The 21,854-nt window shown below is 49.5% G+C and carries 19 protein-coding genes; all 19 read left to right on the top strand.

Annotated elements, in window-relative coordinates; all coding sequences use genetic code 11:
- Nucleotides 1–32 precede the first annotated feature (32 nt).
- Nucleotides 33–2,138, top strand: coding sequence for a polyribonucleotide nucleotidyltransferase (gene pnp / locus I8J30_RS21000; protein WP_210661447.1), 2,106 nt, complete (start codon nucleotides 33–35; stop codon nucleotides 2,136–2,138).
- Between the two features lie 137 nt (nucleotides 2,139–2,275).
- Nucleotides 2,276–3,271 carry a polysaccharide deacetylase family protein gene (locus I8J30_RS20995; RefSeq protein ID WP_210661445.1) on the top strand — a complete coding sequence of 332 codons (996 nt, stop codon included), beginning with the start codon at nucleotides 2,276–2,278 and terminating at the stop codon, nucleotides 3,269–3,271.
- A gap of 74 nt (nucleotides 3,272–3,345) precedes the next feature.
- Nucleotides 3,346–4,611, top strand: a complete 1,266-nt coding sequence (locus I8J30_RS20990; protein WP_091218630.1) for a M16 family metallopeptidase — start codon at nucleotides 3,346–3,348, stop codon at nucleotides 4,609–4,611.
- The gene (gene dut / locus I8J30_RS20985; RefSeq protein WP_210661443.1) at nucleotides 4,592–5,035 is read left to right on the top strand and encodes a dUTP diphosphatase; all 444 of its coding nucleotides are present in this window, start codon (nucleotides 4,592–4,594) and stop codon (nucleotides 5,033–5,035) included. Before I8J30_RS20990 ends, dut begins: the two co-directional genes overlap by 20 nt.
- Before the next feature lie 307 nt (nucleotides 5,036–5,342).
- Complete coding sequence (gene dpsA / locus I8J30_RS20980) at nucleotides 5,343–6,242, top strand: dipicolinate synthase subunit DpsA (RefSeq protein ID WP_210661441.1); 900 nt, start codon at nucleotides 5,343–5,345, stop codon at nucleotides 6,240–6,242.
- Nucleotides 6,239–6,826: a dipicolinate synthase subunit B gene (locus tag I8J30_RS20975; RefSeq protein WP_090976436.1), complete on the top strand. Its 588-nt coding sequence runs from the start codon at nucleotides 6,239–6,241 to the stop codon at nucleotides 6,824–6,826. The genes dpsA and I8J30_RS20975 overlap by 4 nt, the downstream gene beginning before the upstream one ends.
- Before the next feature lie 93 nt (nucleotides 6,827–6,919).
- Nucleotides 6,920–7,960: an aspartate-semialdehyde dehydrogenase gene (locus tag I8J30_RS20970; RefSeq protein ID WP_210661439.1), complete on the top strand. Its 1,041-nt coding sequence runs from the start codon at nucleotides 6,920–6,922 to the stop codon at nucleotides 7,958–7,960.
- A gap of 80 nt (nucleotides 7,961–8,040) precedes the next feature.
- Nucleotides 8,041–9,258 (top strand): aspartate kinase, encoded by a 1,218-nt coding sequence (dapG, locus tag I8J30_RS20965; RefSeq protein WP_210661437.1) that lies wholly within the window; start codon nucleotides 8,041–8,043, stop codon nucleotides 9,256–9,258.
- Nucleotides 9,259–9,487: 229 nt separating this feature from the next.
- Nucleotides 9,488–10,351 (top strand): 4-hydroxy-tetrahydrodipicolinate synthase, encoded by an 864-nt coding sequence (dapA, locus tag I8J30_RS20960; RefSeq protein ID WP_210661435.1) that lies wholly within the window; start codon nucleotides 9,488–9,490, stop codon nucleotides 10,349–10,351.
- 378 nt (nucleotides 10,352–10,729) lie between these two features.
- Entirely contained in the window at nucleotides 10,730–12,409 is a 1,680-nt protein-coding gene (locus tag I8J30_RS20955) for a ribonuclease J (RefSeq protein WP_091218615.1), read from the top strand.
- A gap of 159 nt (nucleotides 12,410–12,568) precedes the next feature.
- On the top strand, nucleotides 12,569–13,330 hold the full coding sequence (locus I8J30_RS20950) for a ClpP family protease (protein ID WP_210661432.1): 762 nt from the start codon (nucleotides 12,569–12,571) through the stop codon (nucleotides 13,328–13,330).
- On the top strand, nucleotides 13,327–13,551 hold the full coding sequence (locus tag I8J30_RS20945; RefSeq protein ID WP_210661430.1) for a YlzJ-like family protein: 225 nt from the start codon (nucleotides 13,327–13,329) through the stop codon (nucleotides 13,549–13,551). Before I8J30_RS20950 ends, I8J30_RS20945 begins: the two co-directional genes overlap by 4 nt.
- Before the next feature lie 76 nt (nucleotides 13,552–13,627).
- Entirely contained in the window at nucleotides 13,628–16,261 is a 2,634-nt protein-coding gene (locus I8J30_RS20940; RefSeq protein WP_210661428.1) for an FtsK/SpoIIIE family DNA translocase, read from the top strand.
- 98 nt (nucleotides 16,262–16,359) lie between these two features.
- Nucleotides 16,360–17,142: a spore cortex-lytic enzyme gene (gene sleB / locus I8J30_RS20935; protein WP_210661426.1), complete on the top strand. Its 783-nt coding sequence runs from the start codon at nucleotides 16,360–16,362 to the stop codon at nucleotides 17,140–17,142.
- Between the two features lie 129 nt (nucleotides 17,143–17,271).
- Nucleotides 17,272–18,552: an EF-P 5-aminopentanol modification-associated protein YfmF gene (yfmF, locus tag I8J30_RS20930; protein ID WP_210661424.1), complete on the top strand. Its 1,281-nt coding sequence runs from the start codon at nucleotides 17,272–17,274 to the stop codon at nucleotides 18,550–18,552.
- Between the two features lie 4 nt (nucleotides 18,553–18,556).
- The gene (gene yfmH / locus I8J30_RS20925; protein WP_210661423.1) at nucleotides 18,557–19,843 is read left to right on the top strand and encodes an EF-P 5-aminopentanol modification-associated protein YfmH; all 1,287 of its coding nucleotides are present in this window, start codon (nucleotides 18,557–18,559) and stop codon (nucleotides 19,841–19,843) included.
- A gap of 14 nt (nucleotides 19,844–19,857) precedes the next feature.
- A complete protein-coding gene (gene ymfI, locus I8J30_RS20920) occupies nucleotides 19,858–20,589 on the top strand; it encodes an elongation factor P 5-aminopentanone reductase (protein WP_091220405.1) in 732 nt (243 codons plus the stop codon).
- Between the two features lie 88 nt (nucleotides 20,590–20,677).
- Nucleotides 20,678–20,929 carry a DUF3243 domain-containing protein gene (locus I8J30_RS20915; RefSeq protein WP_210661421.1) on the top strand — a complete coding sequence of 84 codons (252 nt, stop codon included), beginning with the start codon at nucleotides 20,678–20,680 and terminating at the stop codon, nucleotides 20,927–20,929.
- Nucleotides 20,930–21,082: 153 nt separating this feature from the next.
- On the top strand, nucleotides 21,083–21,847 hold the full coding sequence (locus I8J30_RS20910; RefSeq protein ID WP_090976411.1) for a DUF3388 domain-containing protein: 765 nt from the start codon (nucleotides 21,083–21,085) through the stop codon (nucleotides 21,845–21,847).
- Nucleotides 21,848–21,854 lie beyond the last annotated feature (7 nt).

The raw sequence follows: 21,854 nt of genomic DNA, 5'->3' as shown, positions 1-21,854 counted from the left end.
GATGTAGCGGCTTGCAGTTAAGGAGGAATAATATGCTGCATCGTGTAGAAACAACGCTCGGCGGCCGACCGTTTATTCTGGAGACGGGTCGTCTGGCAAAACAAGCAAACGCAGCAGTAACCGTGAAATACGGTGAAACTGTAGTCTTGTGTACGGTGGTATCGTCCAGCGAACCGAAGAATCTGGACTTTTTCCCGCTGACAGTCAATTATGAAGAGCGTCTGTATGCCGTAGGTAAAATTCCGGGCGGCTTCATTAAACGTGAAGGACGTCCAAGTGAGAAAGCGATTCTGGCGAGCCGTTTGACCGACCGTCCGATTCGTCCGCTATTCCCGGAAGGCTTCCGTAACGAAGTTCAGATTGCCAACATCGTCATGAGCGTGGATCAAAACTGCACACCGGAAATCGCAGCGATGATCGGTACATCGGCAGCGTTAACGCTGTCTGATATTCCGTTCAACGGACCGATTGGCGGCGTAATCGTTGGCCGTATCGATGGTCAATTCATCATTAACCCAACGGTTGATCAAGAAACGAAGAGCGACGTTCACGTTGTAGTTTCAGGTACAAAAGATGCGATTATGATGGTTGAAGCGGAAGCAAACGAAGTACCGGAGGATGTCATCCTCGAAGCCATCATGTTCGGACACGATGAAATCAAACGTATTGTCGCTACAATTGAAGAGCTTCAAGCTCTTGCAGGCAAACCGAAGGTTGAAGTGAAGCTACATACAGTGGATGCTGCGGTGAATGAGGCTGTTCGCGCCTACGCGAAAACACGTCTTGTTGAAGCAGTCAGCATTGCGGAGAAGCATGCTCGTCAAGAAGCGATTGACGTTGTGAATGCGGATACGATCGCTCACTTTGAAGCGGAATATGCGGAAACGCCTGAGCTTCTTGGCGATGTAAAGGAAGTTCTTTACGATATCGTGAAAGAAGAAGTTCGTCGTTTGATCACGCATGATAAGATTCGTCCGGACGGACGAGCTCTGAGCGAAATCCGCCCGATCGAATGTGATGTTGCCTTGCTGCCACGTACGCATGGTTCCGGGTTGTTCACACGTGGACAAACGCAAGCACTAAGCATTTGTACGCTTGGCGCACTTGGCGACGTGCAAATTCTCGATGGTATCGATCTGACCGAAACGAAACGCTTCATGCATCACTATAACTTCCCTCCGTTCAGTGTAGGGGAAGCCAGACCGCTGCGTCCTCCGGGCCGTCGTGAAATCGGTCACGGTGCTCTTGGCGAGCGCGCATTGTCCAAAGTCATTCCGAATGAAACGGAATTCCCGTATACGATCCGTCTCGTTTCCGAAGTATTGGAATCGAACGGCTCCACCAGCCAAGCAAGTATCTGCGCAAGCACACTTGCCATGATGGATGCAGGCGTTCCAATCAAAGCACCTGTAGCAGGTATCGCAATGGGTCTAATCAAAGACGGCGATCACTTCTCCATTCTCTCGGATATTCAAGGGATGGAAGATCACCTCGGCGATATGGACTTTAAAGTTGCCGGTACGGCAGCAGGCGTAACTGCCATTCAAATGGATATCAAAATCGACGGTATCGATCGTGCGATCCTCTCGCAATCCTTGGAGCAAGCACGTGTAGGCCGTTTGCACATTCTAGGTAAAATGAATGAAGTCATGCAAACACCTCGTACGAGCCTGTCGCAATATGCACCGAAGATCGTCATTATGAAGATCCATCCGGACAAAATCCGTGACGTTATCGGCTCCGGCGGTAAGATCATCAATAAAATCATTGATGAGACCGGCGTGAAAATCGATATCGAGCAAGATGGAACAGTCTTCATTGCTTCTTCCAACGCAGAAGCGAATGAGCGCGCAAAACAAATCATCGAAGGCATCGTTCGCGAAGTCGTTGTAGGCGAGGTTTACCTCGGTACAGTAAAACGGATCGAGAAATTCGGCTGCTTCGTTGAGATTTTGCCGAATAAAGATGGTTTGGTTCATATTTCACAGATCTCCACAGAGCGTGTTGCGAAGGTTGAAGATGTCTTGAAAATCGGCGATCAAATTACCGTTAAAGTAACGGAAATCGACCAACAAGGCCGCATCAACTTGTCCCGCAAAGCGGTTCTGACTCCAGAGGTTCCTGCTCAGCAGTCCTAAGGAATGCGAGGGCAGATACGAAGTTAGAGACAGATGACAGCATCTGTCTCTTTTTTTGTTGCATCGATGTTCTTCGCTTCTTCTCATAAAGTGGGCCTAGCCATAATATGATGAAGGAGAAGGGTGGGACAGCTCCTATGAAGCTGAAAAAAGCAATCGTCATGGCATCAGTCATGCTTACACTGATTTTGTTTGTAAGGCTTAATAGCCCGCTCAATGATTATGTGATGCTACTTAAGCATGGAGACCGTGAGGCTTTTGTACCAACGCTATACGCATTTTCCGGTACGAATTCGGCGCTCCTGGATACGATTCAATTGGAGGCAGAGAAGAAGCGTATAGCACCGGTCGACGCGAGAGTGGATCGGGTATGGAAAGCGATACCGGGCTATAACGGGCTCGAGATTGATGTGGACAAAACCTATCGGCTCATGGAGAATGCCCCGGAGAGCGAGCCTATTCGGTTTGTATACAAAGAAGTAGAACCGAAAATTAGTTTGGATGACCTTGGACGGGTTCCCATTTATAAAGGCAATCCAAACAAACCTATGGTAGCGCTAATGATCAATGTTGCTTGGGGCAATGAATACATTTCGTCCATGCTGAACACGCTGAGGAAGGAAAACGTAAAAGCTACGTTCTTCTTCGATGGGTCGTGGCTCAAGAAAAATACCGATGTCGCTAAGCAGATTCAAGCAGAGGGACATGAAATCTCGAATCACGCCTATACGCATCCAAAGATGAGTCAACTTGATCGGCGTTCTGCATATAATCAAATTGCAAAGACCGAAGCGCTCCTTAAGTCGACCTTGAATGTCACGAACAAGTGGTTCGCGCCGCCTTCCGGGGACTATAACCAAATGACGGTTGATGTGGCAGCGGAGCAGGGGCTCAAAACCGTCCTCTGGACGCTCGATACGGTAGACTGGATGCATCCGCCTGCGTATTCGATCATTCGCAAGGTCCGCACTCGCGTAGAGCCCGGATCGCTCATCCTGATGCATCCGACGGATTCATCGAGTGCTGCGCTTCAAGGGATGATAACCGCAATCAAGCAGAAAGGGCTTATGCTCGGCACGGTAAGCGAGACGCTTTCCTCCAAGAGAACCTCATTAGTTGAGGCAAGACCATAATTTTGTTATAGTGAAGTCATTGTATTTCTGCTAGGTGGAGAAGAAGCAGCAGAAAACGTGTAGGAGGAACCGAATTGAATAACTATACCCTTAGCAATGGTTTGCGCGTCGTAGTAGAATACATACCGACATTCCGATCGGTGGCCTTTGGAATTTGGGTCAAGACCGGCTCGCGAAATGAATCGCCGGAGAATAATGGCATTTCCCATTTTATCGAGCACATGTTGTTTAAAGGAACGGAACGTCACAGCGCTAAAGATATCGCGGATCTTTTCGATGGTATCGGCGGGAATGTCAATGCGTTTACGGCCAAAGAATACACTTGTTATTTTGCCAAAGTATTGGATCAGCATTTGCCAATCGCCGTGGATGCGTTAGCAGACATGTTCTTCAATTCACAAATGGACGCGGGAGAATTGGCAAAAGAGAAAAACGTCATTCTCGAAGAAATTTCGATGTATGAAGATACACCCGATGATAAAGTACATGATGAAGCGTCGCGTGCCGCTTACGGGGATCACCCGCTTGCTTATTCCATTCTTGGTCTGGAAGAGCGTTTAAGTGCCATGGACGGGGACTCGCTGCGCGGTTATATGAAGAGCCAGTATCGAATCGACAACACCGTCATTAGTGTGGCAGGCAATGTGGAAGAAAAAGCGCTGATCGAGCTGCTGGAGAAACATTTCGGCGGCTTCCAAAATAACGGAACGGAAACTGCGGTTTCCACTCCAACCTTTAGCGGGCAATACTTGTTCCATAAGAAGAAGACCGAGCAAAACCATATTTGTATCTCGTTCCCGGGCTGTTCCATTGCAGATCCGCAGCTGTATGCGATGATTTTGCTGAACAATGCGGTTGGCGGAGGCATGAGCTCCAGACTGTTCCAAGAAATTCGCGAGAAACGCGGACTTGCGTATTCGGTTTATTCCTATCACACATCTTACGCAGACAGCGGATTGTTTACCGTTTATGCAGGGACAGCGCCTAAGCAAACGAAAGAAGTGCTGGAGTTGACGATGGCTCAAATGCATGATTTGGCCGTTAAAGGCTTAACGGATACTGAATTGCACCGTGGTAAGGAGCAGCTGAAAGGAAGTCTGATTCTTAGCCTCGAAAGCACGTCAAGCCGAATGAATCGACTCGGCAAGAACGAGCTGATGCTCGGCCGTCACTATACGCTGGATGAAATGTTGAAGCGCATTGATGATGTCGATATGAAGGATATTCAAGACGTAACGAAACGAATGCTATCCGTTCCTTTTGCCGTGGCGATGGTCGGCAGCAACGATAAAGCAGCAGCGTCAATCGGGAGGGATTCACTTGTTTCAAGTGTTATTTAAAAGACTGCCAGGCAGTGAAGAAATCGCACTGCCGCGCAAGATGTCAGAGCTTGCGGCGGGATTCGATCTTCAAGCGGCAGTTAACGAGCCTGTCATCTTGAACCCGGGAGAGCGCAAGCTCATCCCGACGGGGTTCTCGATGGCAATGCCCGCAGAACTGGAAGCGCAAATCCGTCCAAGAAGCGGGCTTGCCTACAAACATGGGATAACATGCTTGAATTCACCCGGGACAATCGATGCCGATTACCGCGGCGAGGTAAAGGTGCTGCTGGTTAATTTGGGGCAAGAGCCGTTTACCATTGAGCGCGGGGAGCGCATTGCGCAGATGCTGTTCCAAATCGTGCCTGATGTAGCCATTACCGAGGTGGATGAGCTGCCGGATACCGTGCGCGGTGCAGGCGGCTTTGGCCATACAGGCGTGTAACCCGAAAAAGCAGAAATTATATATTTATTGCGAGAAGAGCACCGAGGCAGCAGCCTCGGTGCTCTTTTGCGTTTAATGGCGGCCCGAATTTCATTTTCACCCCGCTCTGGGCGGATGCATAAGATGGTCTATAACCAAGTGCGCATACTGTCATTTGGGTTGCCTTGACGGAAGGCGCTGGGGCAGTTACAGAGATGCTGTTAACCGGGCCGCGATGCTTACGCGTCTAACGGTTACAGTAGTGCTGCTAACCGAGCCGCGATGCTTACGCGTCTAACGGTTACAGTAGGAAAGGAGTGATACCCTTATGTTGACAGGGGTTCAGGTCTTGCTTCTTGGCGGCGACGCTCGGGGGCTTGAGGTCATCCGGAAGCTGACCGAGCTCGATGCATCGGTTACGGTTGCGGGCTTTGATCAGCTGCATTCCTCACTGGACGGAGCGGTGCGCGCCGAGCTCAGCGAGGATTTGTTCGCGACTGCTGATGCGCTGGTGCTGCCGGCCGTCGGAACGGACGATGACGGCAAAATCATTGCTGTTTTCAGTGACCGCGAATTAGTGCTGACTGATGATTATGTTGCACGTTTACCGAAGCATTGCACCGTGTATACGGGGATGGCAAAGCCATATTTGCGGAATTTATGCGCTAAATATGCGATTCGGCTTGTTGAATTGTTCGACCGCGATGATGTCGCCATTTATAACTCGATCCCGACAGCGGAAGGTGCCGTCATGATGGCGATTCAGAACACGGATATCACCATTCACGGTTCATCCTGCATGGTGCTCGGTATCGGCAGAACTGGATTTACATTGGCACGCACCTTGCAAGGACTTGGGGCAAAAGTGAAGGTAGGCGTGCGCCGCGAGGAGCATTTTGCAAGAGCTTATGAGATGGGGTTCGAGCCCTTCTACATCAAGCAATTACAGCAGTTTGTAGGGAATATTGACTTGCTTTTTAATACAATTCCGACTATGATAGTCACAGCGCAAATTATAGCAAATTTGCCATCGCGAGCGGTCATTATAGACCTCGCTTCGAAGCCCGGCGGAACGGATTTCCGCTTTGCCGAGAAGCGCGGAATTAAAGCGTTGCTCGCCCCCGGCCTACCAGGAATCGTCGCACCCAAAACCGCTGGACGTATCATTGCGGATTGTTTAAGTCGATTGATTGAGGAAGATTTCAGGCAACGGGGGAATGAGCAATGAAATGGCAAGGCAAAACGGTGGGCTATGCGCTCTCCGGTTCTCACTGTACGTTTGCAGAGGTCATGCCGGTCATTCAGCGGTTTGTTGACGAGGGAGCGAATGTTGTTCCAATCGTGACGCAAACACTGATTACTACGGATACGCGATTTGGAACTGCGGCAGAGTGGCAGCGGCAGCTAAAGTCCATCACTGGCAATGAAATTATTTCGACAATCGTCGATGCTGAGCCCCTGGGGCCGTCTAAACTGCTCGACGTTCTTGTTATTGCACCTTGCACGGGCAATACGACAAGTAAACTCGCCAATGCGATGACTGATAGCCCTGTACTCATGGCTGCGAAAGCGCAAATGCGCAATCAACGTCCGCTTGTTCTCGCCATCTCGACGAATGACGGTCTCGGCTTAAACGCCGCTAACATTGCAAAACTTTTAGTTTGTAAAAACGTTTATTTTGTACCCTTCGGGCAGGATAATCCCATTCAGAAGCCCAACTCGCTTGTCGCCAAAATGGAGCTCGTACCTGAGGCATGCGAAGCCGCATTACTGGGTAAACAGCTGCAGCCTTTATTGATTGAACGTTCTTAATTTGTAAGCAGAAAAGTCTCGATTTTACGAATTCAGATGTAATCGGAGCAAGCCTTGACGGACGTTCTTTTTTGAGGGGAGACAACAACCAGCATGTCGAATCAGAAGTTGTTTAACGTCGCAGTAGTTGGTGCGACAGGCGCAGTAGGAGAACAAATCATTGGTTTGCTCGAGAGAAGGGATTTTCCGATCGCTGAGCTGAAATTGCTGTCTTCCGCACGTTCAGCAGGTACGAAGATCATGTTCAAGGGAAAAGAAATTACGGTGGAGGAAGCTACACCGGACAGCTTTAAAGGAATCGAAATCGCCTTGTTCAGTGCGGGCGGCGATGTGACAAAGGCACTTGCCCCCCACGCTGTCGAGCATGGCGCTGTTTGCATCGACAATACGAATGCTTATCGGATGGACCCGGATACGCCGCTAGTCGTACCTGAGGTTAATATCGATAAGGTAAATGATCACAAAGGGATCATCGCGAATCCGAATTGCTCGACGATACAGATGGTTGCAGCGTTGAAGCCATTGCAAGACCGATACGGTATTTCTCGTATTATTGTCTCCACCTATCAAGCCGTTTCCGGCGCAGGCAGCCGTGCAATAGACGAGATGCTGCGTCAGACACGCGAGGTTTTGGACGGCAATGACGTGAATCCGGATATTTTGCCGGTAGGATCGTTGCCGGTGAAACATCAGATTGCGTTCAATGCGATTCCGCAAATCGATAAGTTCCAAGACAATGGTTACACGCTTGAAGAAATGAAGATGGTTCGAGAAACGAAGAAAATTTTGGATGATGAGTCCATCGACGTAACTGCGACATGTGTTCGTATTCCTGTCGTTTATGGTCACTCAGAATCCGTATACGTAGAGCTCAAACAAGATTATGAACTGGAAGACGTCAGGTCGCTCATTGCCGAAGCTCCGGGTGTCGAGCTTGTCGACGATCCTACAGGTCAACGTTATCCGCTGGCTACCGAAGCGGCTGGCAAACCTGAAGTTTTCGTTGGACGGCTTCGCCGTGATCTAGGCCATGCACGCGGTTTGAATCTATGGATCGTTTCCGATAATCTGCTCAAAGGTGCAGCATGGAATGCTGTACAAATCGCAGAATACATCGCCATTGAGAAAGAGTAGACACTACACAACAGAAGCAGGTTGTTCAGGAAGCTAACGATTCGACGACGTTGTTCTCGTTCGGATACGGAGGCTTGTGAATGCGCATCCTCGTTCAGAAGTTCGGCGGGACGTCATTGTCCTCGGACGAAGCCAGACAATTAGTCATCGGACATATTGAGCGGGAACGGCAACGACAGTATGGACTCGTCGTTGTCGTCTCTGCAATGGGGAGAAAAGGCGATCCCTATGCAACGGACACGCTTCTCTCGCTTATTCGCAATCATGGGGATTCACTACCTGCTAAAGAACGTGATATGCTGCAGGGTTGCGGAGAAATCATCTCCGCCGCTTTATTATGCAGTCTGTTGCGTGGTGCAGGGATCCCGGCGATTGCGTTGACGGGCGGAGGCGCAGGCATTATAACCGATAATCAATATGGGCGTGCCCGTATTATTGAAATTCGGACGGAAGCCATTCATAAAGCATTAGAGGATGGTCAAGTTGTAATCGTAACCGGATTTCAAGGCGTGACAGAAGCAGGGGATATTACGACGCTCGGCAGAGGTGGCAGCGATACTTCGGCGACTGCCTTAGGTGCTGCGCTCCGCGCTGAACGAGTCGATATTTATACAGATGTAAACGGCATTCTAACCGCAGATCCCAGGATCGTGAAGGATGCTCGGCCATTATCCGTAATCAGCTATGCTGAGATCGGCAACATGGCAAGGCAAGGCGCGAAAGTCATTCATCCGCGAGCGGTAGAGATTGCCCAGCAGGCTCGTATTCCGCTTCGAGTACGTTCAACCTTCTCCGAAGAAGAGGGGACGCTTGTGACGGACACCTTCGATGCGGCTGCCAAAGCTTCTGCAGTGCGAGATCGTCATGTCACCGGTGTGGCACATGTCAGCGGCGTTACTCAAATTACGGTACAGGCGCAGGATGGACACACCGACGTGCAATTGCAAGTGTTTCAAGCGATGGCAAGGCATCAAATCAGTGTTGATTTTATTAACGTAAATCCCGGTGGTGCGGTTTATACCGTATTTGATCATGATGCAGACAAAGCCGTTTCGGTTCTGCACGATATCGGTTATACACCGCGGGCAGTAAGCGGATGTGCCAAAATCTCCGTCATAGGCGGCGGAATGAACGGTGTTCCCGGCATCATGGCACGTATTGTGGAAGCGCTGACGGAGCAAGGGATTCCCATCTTGCAATCAGCGGATTCCAACACGACAATTTGGGTGCTGGTCAGTGAGAAGTACATGGCCGGTGCACTGCAGGCGCTGCACACTAAATTTTCTTTACATGAATAACAATCTTAGGTAGCCTTATAATCATGCAATTCGAAACACGAAACCAGATTACGAAGTCAAGTTTTGCGAAGCAAGGCAGCCGAGTTTTAATGTTTTGCTTCGCAGACCTTTTTTTTCATATAAGAACGTATAAGTTTTACTTTATACTTAACTTATATTTCATCGGAATGAAACGTGCTTATCCGTCGATGTGAAGGAGACAGCCGATTCACCTTGGGAGGAATCATACATGGATTTCGGAAGAATAATTACTGCAATGGTTACCCCGTTCCATGCGGACGGATCGATTGACTGGGAAACGATAGGAAGGTTAATGGACTACTTGATCGAGGATCAGCAGAGCGACAGCATCGTGGTTTCCGGGACGACCGGAGAATCCCCGACGCTAACCGATGATGAGAAGATCGCATTGTTTACTTTTGCCGTAGAGCACGCTCGCGGACGCTGCAAAATTATTGCAGGCTCCGGAAGCAATGAAACGGCTCATTCCATCCACTTGACTCAAGTGGCAGAGAAATGCGGAGTGGATGGGGCATTATTGGTTGTGCCTTATTATAACAAGCCGACGCAAGAAGGGATTTTCCAGCACTTCAAAGTTATCGCTGAAGGCACTAAACTGCCAATTATGGTCTATAACGTTCCTGGACGTACGATTGTCAGCATGTCTGCTGAGACTACACTTCGTCTTGCTCAAATTCCGAATATCGTGGCGACCAAAGAGTGTGCTTCCCTTGACCAAGTGACCTTGATCGCTTCGCAAGCACCTGCCGATTTCCGCGTTTACAGCGGGGATGACAGCAGTGCACTGCCTGCGGTTGCTGTAGGAGCACATGGTATTGTCAGCGTGGCCAGCCATATTATCGGCAAGCAGATTCGTGAAATCATCGAGTCTTATTTGAAGGGCGACGTTGCACAAGCCTACAAGGTGCATGCTGCTTCGCTGCCTATCTTCAGAGGGCTTTTTGATCTTCCGAACCCTGTGCTCGTGAAAGCGGCACTGAACCTGAAAGGGCTGCCTGTAGGCGGCGTTCGTTTGCCTCTGGTTGATGCGAACGAGTCGGAGCTGGCTGCGCTGCGCAGCATTCTAAATTAGTACGTTATTCACTGCTCGTGGTACTTATTTCCGCAGTCGCCACAAACCGGTGCGCTTGCATCGGTTTTTTGTTTGTACATAGAGAAGGCCATTCTTGACTGGACATTTTCTCCTTTACTTGTTTTTCGTATTTTCAATCATGTATAATGAATGCAAGTGACGGTGTGCGGCAAAATATTGAAAATGTGTAACGCCTAGGGTGGCGTTGAACAGCACTAGTTATTACTTGTATGAAGCAGCGTTCCTGCGGGAGGAACGTACAGCCATACAATTTGGACAACTATTATATAAGTTCGATCAGATTAGCTTCGGTTTCTGTCGTTGGGCAGAGATGAGGTCTGGTTTGTTTCGTAAAACTATTAGGAGGTACGGATACACTTGTCTAAGAAAAACATCCAGGATAAGCTGCTTATTTTCGCACTGGGCGGCGTCGGTGAAATCGGGAAGAACATGTATGTCATTCAATATGGAAATGATATCGTAGTCGTAGATGCAGGTCTTAAATTCCCGGAAGAAGATATGCTCGGAATTGATATTGTCATCCCAGACATTACGTATTTAACGGAGAATCGCGATAAAGTAAGAGGGATTCTGATTACGCACGGCCATGAGGATCACATTGGCGGTTTGCCATATGTATTGAAGCACCTGAATGTGCCGATTTACGGTACGAAATTAACACTTGGCCTGATCGAAGGCAAATTGAAGGAAGCGGGCTTGCTTGGCGAGACGAAACGCATCCTGATCAATGCAGATTCTGAAGTGCAATTGGGATCCATGAAAGCGTCCTTCTTCAGAACGAACCACAGTATCCCGGATTCCGTTGGCGTATGCTTGGATACTCCGGAAGGTACAGTCGTGCATACGGGCGACTTTAAATTTGACCATACACCCGTAAACAATCAATATGCAGACTTGCAGCGCATGGCGGGAATCGGAGCGCGCGGCGTTCTGGCCTTGCTTTCGGATAGCACGAATGCGGAGCGTGCAGGCTTTACTCCATCGGAGAGCATGATCGGTGTCGAGCTTGAAGATATCTTCCGTAAAGCTACGCAACGTGTCGTTGTTGCAACTTTTGCATCCAACGTGCACCGTATTCAACAAGTCGTGAATGCAGCAATCGCAACAAAACGCAAAATAGCCGTCGTTGGCCGCAGCATGGTCAATGTCGTGTCGGTCGCATCCGAACTGGGCTATTTGAACATTCCGGAAGGCACGATTATCGAGCCTGAAGAAATCAACAAAATGGCCGCTGACCGTGTTGCAGTCCTTTCGACAGGAAGCCAAGGCGAGCCAATGTCCGCTCTTACGCGCATGGCGCGTTCGACACATCGTAAAGTCGATATTATGCCTGGCGATACTGTTATTATTGCAGCAACCCCAATTCCCGGTAACGAGCGTTATGTTGGCCGTACAGTAGACGAGCTGTTCCGTCTCGGAGCTAATGTTATTTACGGACCGGGTTCTGTTTCCGGCGTTCACGTTTCCGGTCACGGCAGCCAAGAAGAATTGAAGCTGATGCTTAACCTCATCAGACCGAAATATTTCATTCCGATCCACGGTGAATACCGTATGCTTCGCCAGCACGCCTTGTTGGGTGAATCCGTAGGGATCGAGCGCGAGAATATCTTCGTAATCGACAATGGGGATACGGTTGAATTCACAGGCGGTGTTGCTCGTAAAGGCAGCAAAGTACCTGCAGGTAACGTCCTGATTGACGGACTTGGCGTAGGCGATGTAGGCAATATCGTACTTCGCGACCGTAAGCTTCTGTCCCAAGACGGCATTCTCGTAGTCGTAGTAACGTTAAGCAAGCAAGATGGCGCGATTTTGTCCGGTCCGGACATCATCTCCCGCGGTTTTGTTTACGTTCGCGAGTCCGAAGGTCTGCTTGAAGAAGCTAACCGTATCGTAACTTCAACGTTGCATAAGCTGATGAACGATAAAGTCAATGAGTGGGCATCGCTCAAAACGAATGTGAAAGATGCACTCGGACGTTTCTTGTATGAGCAAACGCGCCGTCGCCCAATGATTTTGCCAATCATCATGGAAGTATAGAATTGTCCCATCAATAGGAAACGGTCTCCGAAGAGCGTCATGCTCAATCTCGGAGGCCGTTTCTTTTTGCCCGGAATTGTATAATTCTACAGGCAGATTCCATACTATGCAGAGCCGACCATAGGCAGTTTAGGTGGAATGTTGAGGAGGACAAGGCATATGTTTGAGGATCAATTAGTTTATAAATCGGAGCAGCCGGAGCCGACGCCGGCACCTGACCGTAAACCAAGCACAAATCCGATCGTGGAAACGATTCAGCAGTTGGGTCAGACGACGACGCCGCAAGCGGAGTCCAACATATTTTGCATGACGATTATCGGGCAGGTGGAGGGACATCTCGTATTGCCTCCGCAAAACAAGACAACGAAGTACGAGCATTTGATTCCTCAGCTAGTCGCCGCTGAGCAAAATGCTAAGATCGAAGGCATTATGATTGTGCTGAACACGGTCGGCGGGGATGTGGAGGCAGGGTTAGCTATTGCTGAAATGATTTCATCGCTAACCAAGCCAACGGTAACTTTGGTACTCGGCGGCGGTCATTCGATCGGGGTGCCGATAGCCGTAGCCGGCAACAAATCGTTTATTGCGGAATCAGCGACGATGACCATTCATCCGATTCGATTAAACGGACTCGTTATTGGAGTTCCGCAAACCTTCGAATATTTGGACAAAATGCAAGAACGGGTCGTTCGGTTCGTCACTTCCCATTCCAACATATCCGAAGCGAAATTCAAAGAATTGATGTTTAAAACAGGTGAGCTGACACGGGATATCGGGACGACCGTTATCGGTCCGGATGCGGTGAAGCATGGGTTGATCGATGCTGTAGGCGGCATTGGCCAGGCGCTGCGTGATCTGAATTTACTGATTGATCAGCGTAAACAAGCAACCGCTGCCGGGGCAGGAGGGTTAACACAATGACGATCTATTCAACAATGCCGCTGGAACTTGTTTATGACGGAATCAACCATCAGCCGGGGCCTTATGTGTCCATTAAGATCGGGGATGTACAGTTGCAAATCGAATCGGTTACACCGGGTGTCGGGCGTATCGTACGTTTGCTTGACGGTCCGTTAGATGCGTATTTACGTCCGGAGCTTTCCCCGGGAACGTTGATCGCTTTCGGGCATCCATCCTCGTAGAAAGCCCGCCCTTGCTGGATAATAGTAGCACATCCTATGGTCTCCTATGGTATAATGGCTACCAGAGGTGACCATTTTGGCGAAGAAAAAGAAGAAGAGAAAGAGCTCAATTGGGACGAGCCTTAAATATGAAGTATATGGCATTTTACTCATAACCGTATCCGTAATAGCGCTGTCGGGTGAAGCAACGGTTGGCCGTTCCTTGTCCAAACTATTTGGTTTAATGCTGGGTAAGTTTTATTTTGTCCTTCCTTTAGTCGGCATCTATGTCGGTCTGATTGTCATGATGAAACGCGCCTGGCCAACAGGCTGGTCCACGCGTAAGACGGGCTTTCTACTCGCCGTACTTGCATGTACCTTATGGAGCTCGGTAGCCGTGATGGATCTGAAAACAGAACCAACTGGCGGACTGACGGCTTCTTACATACTTTCTCAACTGGGAAGCGATATTCGCGGGACATTAATGACCTCAGCTCAGCAGACTCAGGTGGATGGTGTCGTTCCGACCGTCAGCGGCGGTTATGCGGGAGCCATTCAATATACGCTGCTCTATTGGCTGTTCGGTTATTTTGGCGCTAAGTTCATTATGATCGTCATGTTCGCGATCGCCATTATGCTCATGACAGGTAAATCCTATGTGGATTTACTGCGGGCTGGCCGTATCAGAGGCGGACGATTCTGGTCGCTGCTGCGTATGAAGTTGTTCACGAAGAGACAATCGTTGGCATCTGCAGGTGCGAAAGCAGGTCCGGCTAAAGGCAATGTCGTGACCTTGGATGACCTGGATGACGATGATGATGAGAATTATGCACCGGTGCATAACCCGCGTGCGAAGAAGAGCAGATTTCCTATTTTCTCTTGGTTTAACGAAGTACCGAAGACTAATGGGGATGCTCATGATTCCGAGTGGCAGATGGATGATGGACATAAGACGACGGATGCCAAAGGTCAAGCGGGACGGATGCCTTGGCAAGACGATGAAGATGAAGACGAGCTTGGCTGGCAGGCGAATGTGCTGGAGCAGATCGAAGAACGAACGGCGAAACCGAAACAAGAGCCGATTCCGGCTTGGGAGCTTCCTTACGATGATGAGAAGGATAACGCGGATGTACTCACTGATTTCCGCCCGATCGACGATCCGGCTGAAGGACAGGAGGATGTAGCGGAGGCCGATGAGTTTGAGGAAGAGCTGCCGGTCGCAGCCATCCCAACAAGTCCTGCCATTATGCCGGATGATCCGGACTCGCCGGAAGGCACGCTCAGTGTGGTCAAGCGGCCAATGGAGAAACCTTATGTGCTGCCATCGATGGCACTCCTGCAGAAGCCGAGCGGACTTGGCAAGACCGGGGAAACAGCCGACTCCTTGGAGTCCAGACGCAAACTGGAAGCGACGCTTGAGAGCTTTGGCGTAAGAGCCAAGGTGCTTGATGTTGTTCGAGGTCCTACTGTAACCCGGTATGAAGTACAGCCTGCTACAGGCGTTAAGGTTAGCCGTATTGTCGGTCTGACCGATGATATCGCGCTTGCGCTTGCAGCCAAAGATATTCGGATGGAAGCGCCGATCCCGGGTAAATCGGCGATCGGGATCGAGGTGCCGAACACAGAAGTGTCGGTAGTAACGATGCGCGAAGTTATGGAGACACCTTCGTTCTTAAATGCGAGCTCGAAGATGTCGATTGCTTTCGGCCGAGATATTTCCGGGCAACCGATCGTTGGGAATCTGGCGAAGATGCCGCATTTGCTTGTAGCGGGTGCTACGGGCTCCGGTAAATCCGTCTGTATTAACGGGATTATTACAAGCATTCTGTATAAAGCGCGACCGGATGAAGTGAAGCTGCTTATGATCGATCCGAAGATGGTCGAGCTCAACATGTACAATGGGATTCCTCATTTGCTTGCACCGGTTGTTACCGATGCAAGACGTGCTTCGTTAGCACTGAAGAAGATCGTTGTCGAAATGGAGAAACGCTATGAGATGTTCTCCAAGTCTGGCACGCGTAATATTGAAGGTTACAATACGCTCATGGCGGATAACCCGGCAGCGGTACTTCCTTATATCGTTGTTATCGTGGATGAGCTTGCAGATTTGATGATGGTTGCCGCTAACGATGTCGAGGATGCGATTTGTCGTCTGGCTCAGATGGCGCGTGCTTCGGGAATCCACCTTATCATTGCCACACAGCGTCCTTCCGTTGACGTTATAACAGGTGTTATCAAGGCGAATATTCCTTCTCGAATTGCTTTCGGCGTTTCTTCGCAGGTCGACTCGCGTACCATTCTGGATATGGTAGGCGCGGAGAAATTACTCGGTCGGGGCGATATGCTATTCCTGCCTGTCGGCATGTCGAAGCCGATTCGGGTGCAAGGCGCATTCCTCTCCGATCACGAGGTCGAAGCTGTTGTTGCTTATGCCCGCGGTCAAGGCGAAGCCGAGTATAAAGAAGATTTGGTACCGGAGATTGATGATACCGTATCCGAGAATGAAGAGATCCTGGACGAGCTGTATGATCAAGCGGTCCGTATCGTGCTGGAAGCGAAGCAGGCGTCGGTTTCCTTGCTTCAAAGACGGATGCGTATTGGCTACACACGTGCTGCAAGACTGATTGATCAGATGGAAGCGCGCAGCATCGTAGGACCTTACGAAGGCAGCAAACCACGTGAAGTGCTGCTCACAATGGATCAATATGAAGCAGGAAAGATTAGCTCATAAGGCAAATTCATGCATAATCGTATCCTTGATTTCTCATACTAGGAATATGCTTCGCTTGCTTTGCGAATCCATTTGCAAGAGAAAGGCAGATTCTAAAGATGAGAAATCGTTTAATTACGGTGACCATCGTCATCGTCCTTCTGTTGTTCGGCGCCTTCACATTGAAGCATGCCTCGTTCGGTAAAACAACCGAAACGTTCAGCAGCGCTACACTCAAAGTCGGGTCTTCAGGAAAAGACGTCACAGAGCTGCAAGGCCGGTTGAAAGCACTTGGCTACTTCGACGGCAAAGTTGACGGAGTTTTCGGGGCCAACACGAAAAAAGCAGTCACATGGTTTCAATGGAAGTTCGGCCTAAAATCCGATGGGGTTGTCGGGGCGAAAACCAAATTGAAGCTGTGGGAAGCTACGAAGAATTGGAAACCGACCGCAGCAGATACGAGCAGCGGCAGCAGCAGTGGCAGTGGATCGAGCGGTAATAACAACACGTCGGGATCGGATGTAAACAAGTCCAATAACCTTGGCCTGTCTGCGAATGATCTCAAGCTGATGGCAAATGCAGTGTATGGTGAATCTCGCGGAGAGCCGTTTATCGGGCAGGTAGCAGTGGCAGCTGTTATTTTGAATCGAGTGAAGTCGCCGAGCTTCCCCAATACGGTTTCCGGTGTTATATTTCAGCCGGGTGCTTTCACCGCGGTGGCTGACGGACAAATTTGGCTGACACCGAATGAGAATGCGAAGAAAGCGGTACAGGATGCGATTAACGGCTTGGATCCTACCGGCGGGTGTCTCTATTACTTTAATCCGGTGACTGCGACATCCAAATGGATATGGACGCGTCCACAAGTGAAAACGATCGGAAAACATATTTTCTGCATGTAGTTATTTGAGGAGCAGCCTGCTGATCGACGCGGGTTGCTTCTTCCATTTCCGATCGGGTAGAATGGAATAGATCCTAGGAAATTGGAATAGATTGACTTTATAAACTTGAGCGGAAGGGGGTCGTGTTGCGTGAGCAACTCTCCATTTCAACGAGGTCAGCTGAATCGAATTCGATTGCATGTTCTGCCCACACGGCGCTTCAAAACATTTTCCATTTCCTTGTACTGCGGTCTCCCATTGACGGAAGAGACCGTTACTCCTGTAGCGCTAATTCCATTTGTGCTGCGCCGGGGAACGGCTTCAACACCGGAGACAATTGAGTTCCGCGAACGTCTGGATGACTTGTATGGTGCGGGCTTCGGCTTTGACGTGTATAAGCGAGGAGACGCACAAATCGTCCAGTTTAGAATGGACGTCATTAACGATCGGTTCGTTTCGTCCGAGCAGCCGCTGCTCGGCGAATCTTTGAAACTGTTAGGCGAGGTATTAACCGAGCCGACATTAGAGAACGGTCATCTTCGCGCCAAATACGTAGAGGCCGAGAAAGAAACGCTGCGTAAGCGACTAGAAGCGATTATTAACGATAAAATTCGTTATGCAGCGGAGCGTTGCTTAGAGGTCATGTGCGAGGATGAGCCTTACAGGCTTCATCCGCTCGGCAAACTCGAAGACATTGCGAGTCTGACACCGGAGTCCGTAACGGCAGCATATCGTAACTGGCTGTCCAATGCAGCCTTTGATCTGTATGTAGTCGGCGACACTTCGCTGGAAGAAGTGAAAGCGCTCGTAGCGGAGGCGTTCCATCATAATGAGGGAGCACCGGCCGATTATAAACTGCCGGAGATTCGCAAGCCGATCAGTCAAGTTCAAACGGTTGTCGAACAAATGGACGTGAATCAGGGCAAGCTGAACCTCGGCCTTCGAATTAATACGGCTTATGGCGACGATGATTACCCGGCGGCACTGCTGTATAACGGTATTCTTGGCGGTTATCCGCATTCCAAGCTGTTCCTGAACGTACGGGAGAAAGCCAGCTTAGCTTATTATGCTTCCTCGCGTCTAGATGGGCATAAAGGCATTTGCACCATTCAATCCGGTATTGAAATCGCCAATTACGACAAAGCAACCACGATCATTAAAGAACAGCTGGAGAGTATGCGAAGCGGCAGCTACAGTGACCTGGAGATGAATCAGACGAAAGCGATGATCGCCAATCATCTGCGGGAGCTGCAAGATTCCGCGAATGAAATGATCGGCTTTGATTTCAATGCGATTCTATCTAAACGCGAGCGTTCCGCTGCGCAGCTGCTTGAGCAAGTTCAGGCCGTTACTGCCGAGCAAATCGCCGCCATCGCACACAAAACCGAGCTCGATACGATCTATTTCCTGCGTGACAGGAAGGAGGGCTAAGCCTATGGAAACGTTAGCTTACCCAGGCGTTCAAGAAACGCTGTACCGTGAAATTTTACCGAATGGGCTGGAAGTAGTAGTGCTGCCCAAAGAAGGATTCAGCAAAACCTACGCGACATTCTCCACGCGTTACGGATCGATTGATAATCGGTTTGCCGTAGGAGATCAAACACCGATTTCGGTGCCGGACGGCATCGCTCATTTCTTGGAACACAAGATGTTTGAAGAGCCGACGGGAGATATTTTCGCTACATTTGCATCCCAAGGCGCATCGGCAAACGCGTATACCAGCTTCGATCGCACGGTTTACCTTTTCTCGGCTACGGAGCAAATTGAAGCGAATCTCGAAACTTTAATCGACTTCGTGCAAAATCCTTACTTCACCGACGAGAACGTCGAGAAGGAGAAAGGAATCATCGAGCAGGAAATCAATATGTATCGCGATAATGCGGACTGGCGTGTTTATTTTGGTCTGATCGACGCGCTGTATCACAAGCACCCGATACATATCGACATTGCCGGTACGGTCGATTCTATCCGCCAGATTACCAAAGAAACGCTGTACAGCTGCTATGAAACCTTCTACCACCCGTCCAATATGTTCTTGTTCGTTGTAGGCGGCGTCCAAGCAGAAGCGGTTATGAAGCTGGTTCGCGAGAATCAGGCCCGTAAGACCTTTGAGCCGCAAGGCCCAATCTCGAGATTTTTCGATCCGGAGCCGGAAACGGTTAAGATCCCGCGCAAAACAGCAGCGTTGCCTGTTTCCATGCCGAAATGCATGATCGGCTTTAAAGAAAATCGCGGTGCTTTGAATCCGGAGGAGCTTCTTCGCACAGAGCTTGCAACTAAATTGATGCTTGATGCGTTGTTAGGTTCGAGTGCACCGATTTATCATGCTTTGTACGATGATAATCTGATCTCGGATTCCTTCGGGCATGAGTTCAACAGCAGCGAGGATTATGCTTTCTCTGTTGTAGGCGGCGAAACTCGCGATCCGGATGAACTCATTCGCCGACTTCGCGCTGCTATCGACGAAGCCCAAACAACGGGCCTTAACGAGGAAACATTCGAGCGGACCAAACGCAAAAAAATCGGCGGTTATCTTCGTATGCTTAACTCCCCTGAAGCTATCGCCGGTGAATTCACGCGCTATCGATTCCGCGGTGCAGATTTGTTTAAGATGCTGCCCGTCTATGAAAGCATTACGCTCGAAGAAGCAAATGAGCGACTGCGTAATCATTTTGACTGGAATCGAATGGCCGTATCCATCGTAGCAAAAGAAACCAATTGAAAACATTAAAGGAAATGACGGTGCTCGTGACTGGGGGAAGCCGTGGGATTGGAGCGGCCATTGCGCGCCGCTTCGCCGCGGAGAACATGAACGTCGTCATTCATTATAATCAAGCTCATGAAGCCGCTAACGAGACGGCTCGCACCTGCATGCGACTGGGTGCAGCCAACGTGTTGACCGTTACAGCGGATATTCGCTCTAAGGAACAGCTGATTCGCATGCGCGAGAAGCTGGAGTCACGCGGCATGATGCCGGATATCGTCGTAAACAATGCCGGCATTGCCCATTACAGCATGCTGGAAGATGTTTCGGAAGAAGCATGGGACGAAGTCATGAATGTGAATTTAAAGGGTATGTTTCTCTGTACGCAGCTCTTTATGCCCGCGATGATTTCCCAGCGATTCGGCCGCATTATTAATGTCTCGTCCATTTGGGGGATGTCCGGCGCCTCTTGTGAGGTGCTGTATTCAACCAGTAAAGGCGGCATGAATGCCTTCACCAAAGCATTAGCCAAAGAACTGGCGCCGTCAGGAGTTACCGTGAATGCGGTAGCGCCGGGCGCAGTCGATACCGTAATGCTGGACAACCTTAATGCGGAAGAAAAATCGGCATTGGAGTCCGAAATTCCCGTTGGACGTTTTGCGCAGCCTGAGGAGATTGCTTCGCTTGTTTATTTCTTGGCGCTGCCGGAATCCGCGTACATTACGGGCCAAATCATTAGTCCAAACGGCGGATGGCTGACTTGATGGGCAAATCCGAATAAGATCGACCCTTTGCGTGTACAATACGGTTGTTGCCGTATAACGGCTAACATGCGAAGGAGGAACAGAAACAATGTCAACTGTCCTTTCTAATTTCGAAACATGGAAGCATTTCTTGCACGATCGCGTGGATCAGGCCAAAGGAATGGGATTGAATGAAGACACCATCGCGAATCTTGCCTATGAGATCGGCTCCTTCCTTGGAGAAAAGGTCGATCCCAAAAATGAGCAGGAACGCGCAATCAAGGAACTTTGGGATGTCGGCGACGAGCAGGAACGAAAAACGATTGCTGGCCTAATGGTCAAGCTTGTACAAAATTCGTAAACCTTCCACGAGAAAAGCCTCCCGAAACGGAGGCTTTTCTGTAATGTTTGCCGGAGGTTGCAGGATATTGACGAATATTGTAGAATAATCTTTTATCACACATGAATTATTATCATATAATTACCTATTCCTCCACAAACACGAGGTGTCATAATGGAATTCAAACAATGGTACATGGAATACAGAATACATAAGAACCGTCCCGGCTTGCTTGGCGATATCGCTTCCTTGCTGGGTATGCTTGAAGTAAACATTCTTACGATTAATGGTGTAGAGAACCGCACTCGCGGCATGCTGCTGCAAACGAATGACGATGAGAAGATTGAAATTCTCGGACGCATGCTTCAGAAGGTTGATAACATAACCGTGCTTAAGCTGCGCGAACCGAAGCTCGTAGATATTTTGGCTGTTCGTCATGGGCGTTATATTGAACGAGATTCCGACGATCGCAAAACGTTCCGTTTCACGCGGGACGAGCTTGGGATGCTGGTTGATTTCCTTGGAGAAGTGTTTAAACGAGAAGGTAACCAGTTAATCGGATTGCGCGGCATGCCGCGCGTCGGTAAGACGGAATCTATCATCGCGGGCAGCGTTTGCTCCAATAAGCGCTGGACCTTCGTTTCTTCCACGCTGCTTAGACAAACGGTGCGCAGCCAGCTGTCGGAAGAAGAAATGACGCCGAACAACATTTTTATTATTGACGGGATTGTCAGCACAATTCGTTCGAATGAGAAACACCATGCGCTCTTGCAAGAAATTATGGCAATGCCATCAACGAAAGTAATCGAGCATCCGGATATTTTCGTGAAGGAATCGGCGTATGAATATAGTGATTTTGATTATATTATCGAATTGCGCAATACACCCGACGAGGAAATTTCTTACGAATCGTTTACGATGGGCTTTAACGATTTTTGATGAAATG

This window comes from Paenibacillus lignilyticus, assembly GCF_017942085.1.
Lineage (GTDB): Bacteria > Bacillota > Bacilli > Paenibacillales > Paenibacillaceae > Paenibacillus_Z > Paenibacillus_Z lignilyticus.
This window is presented reverse-complemented; position numbering and strand designations above follow the sequence as displayed.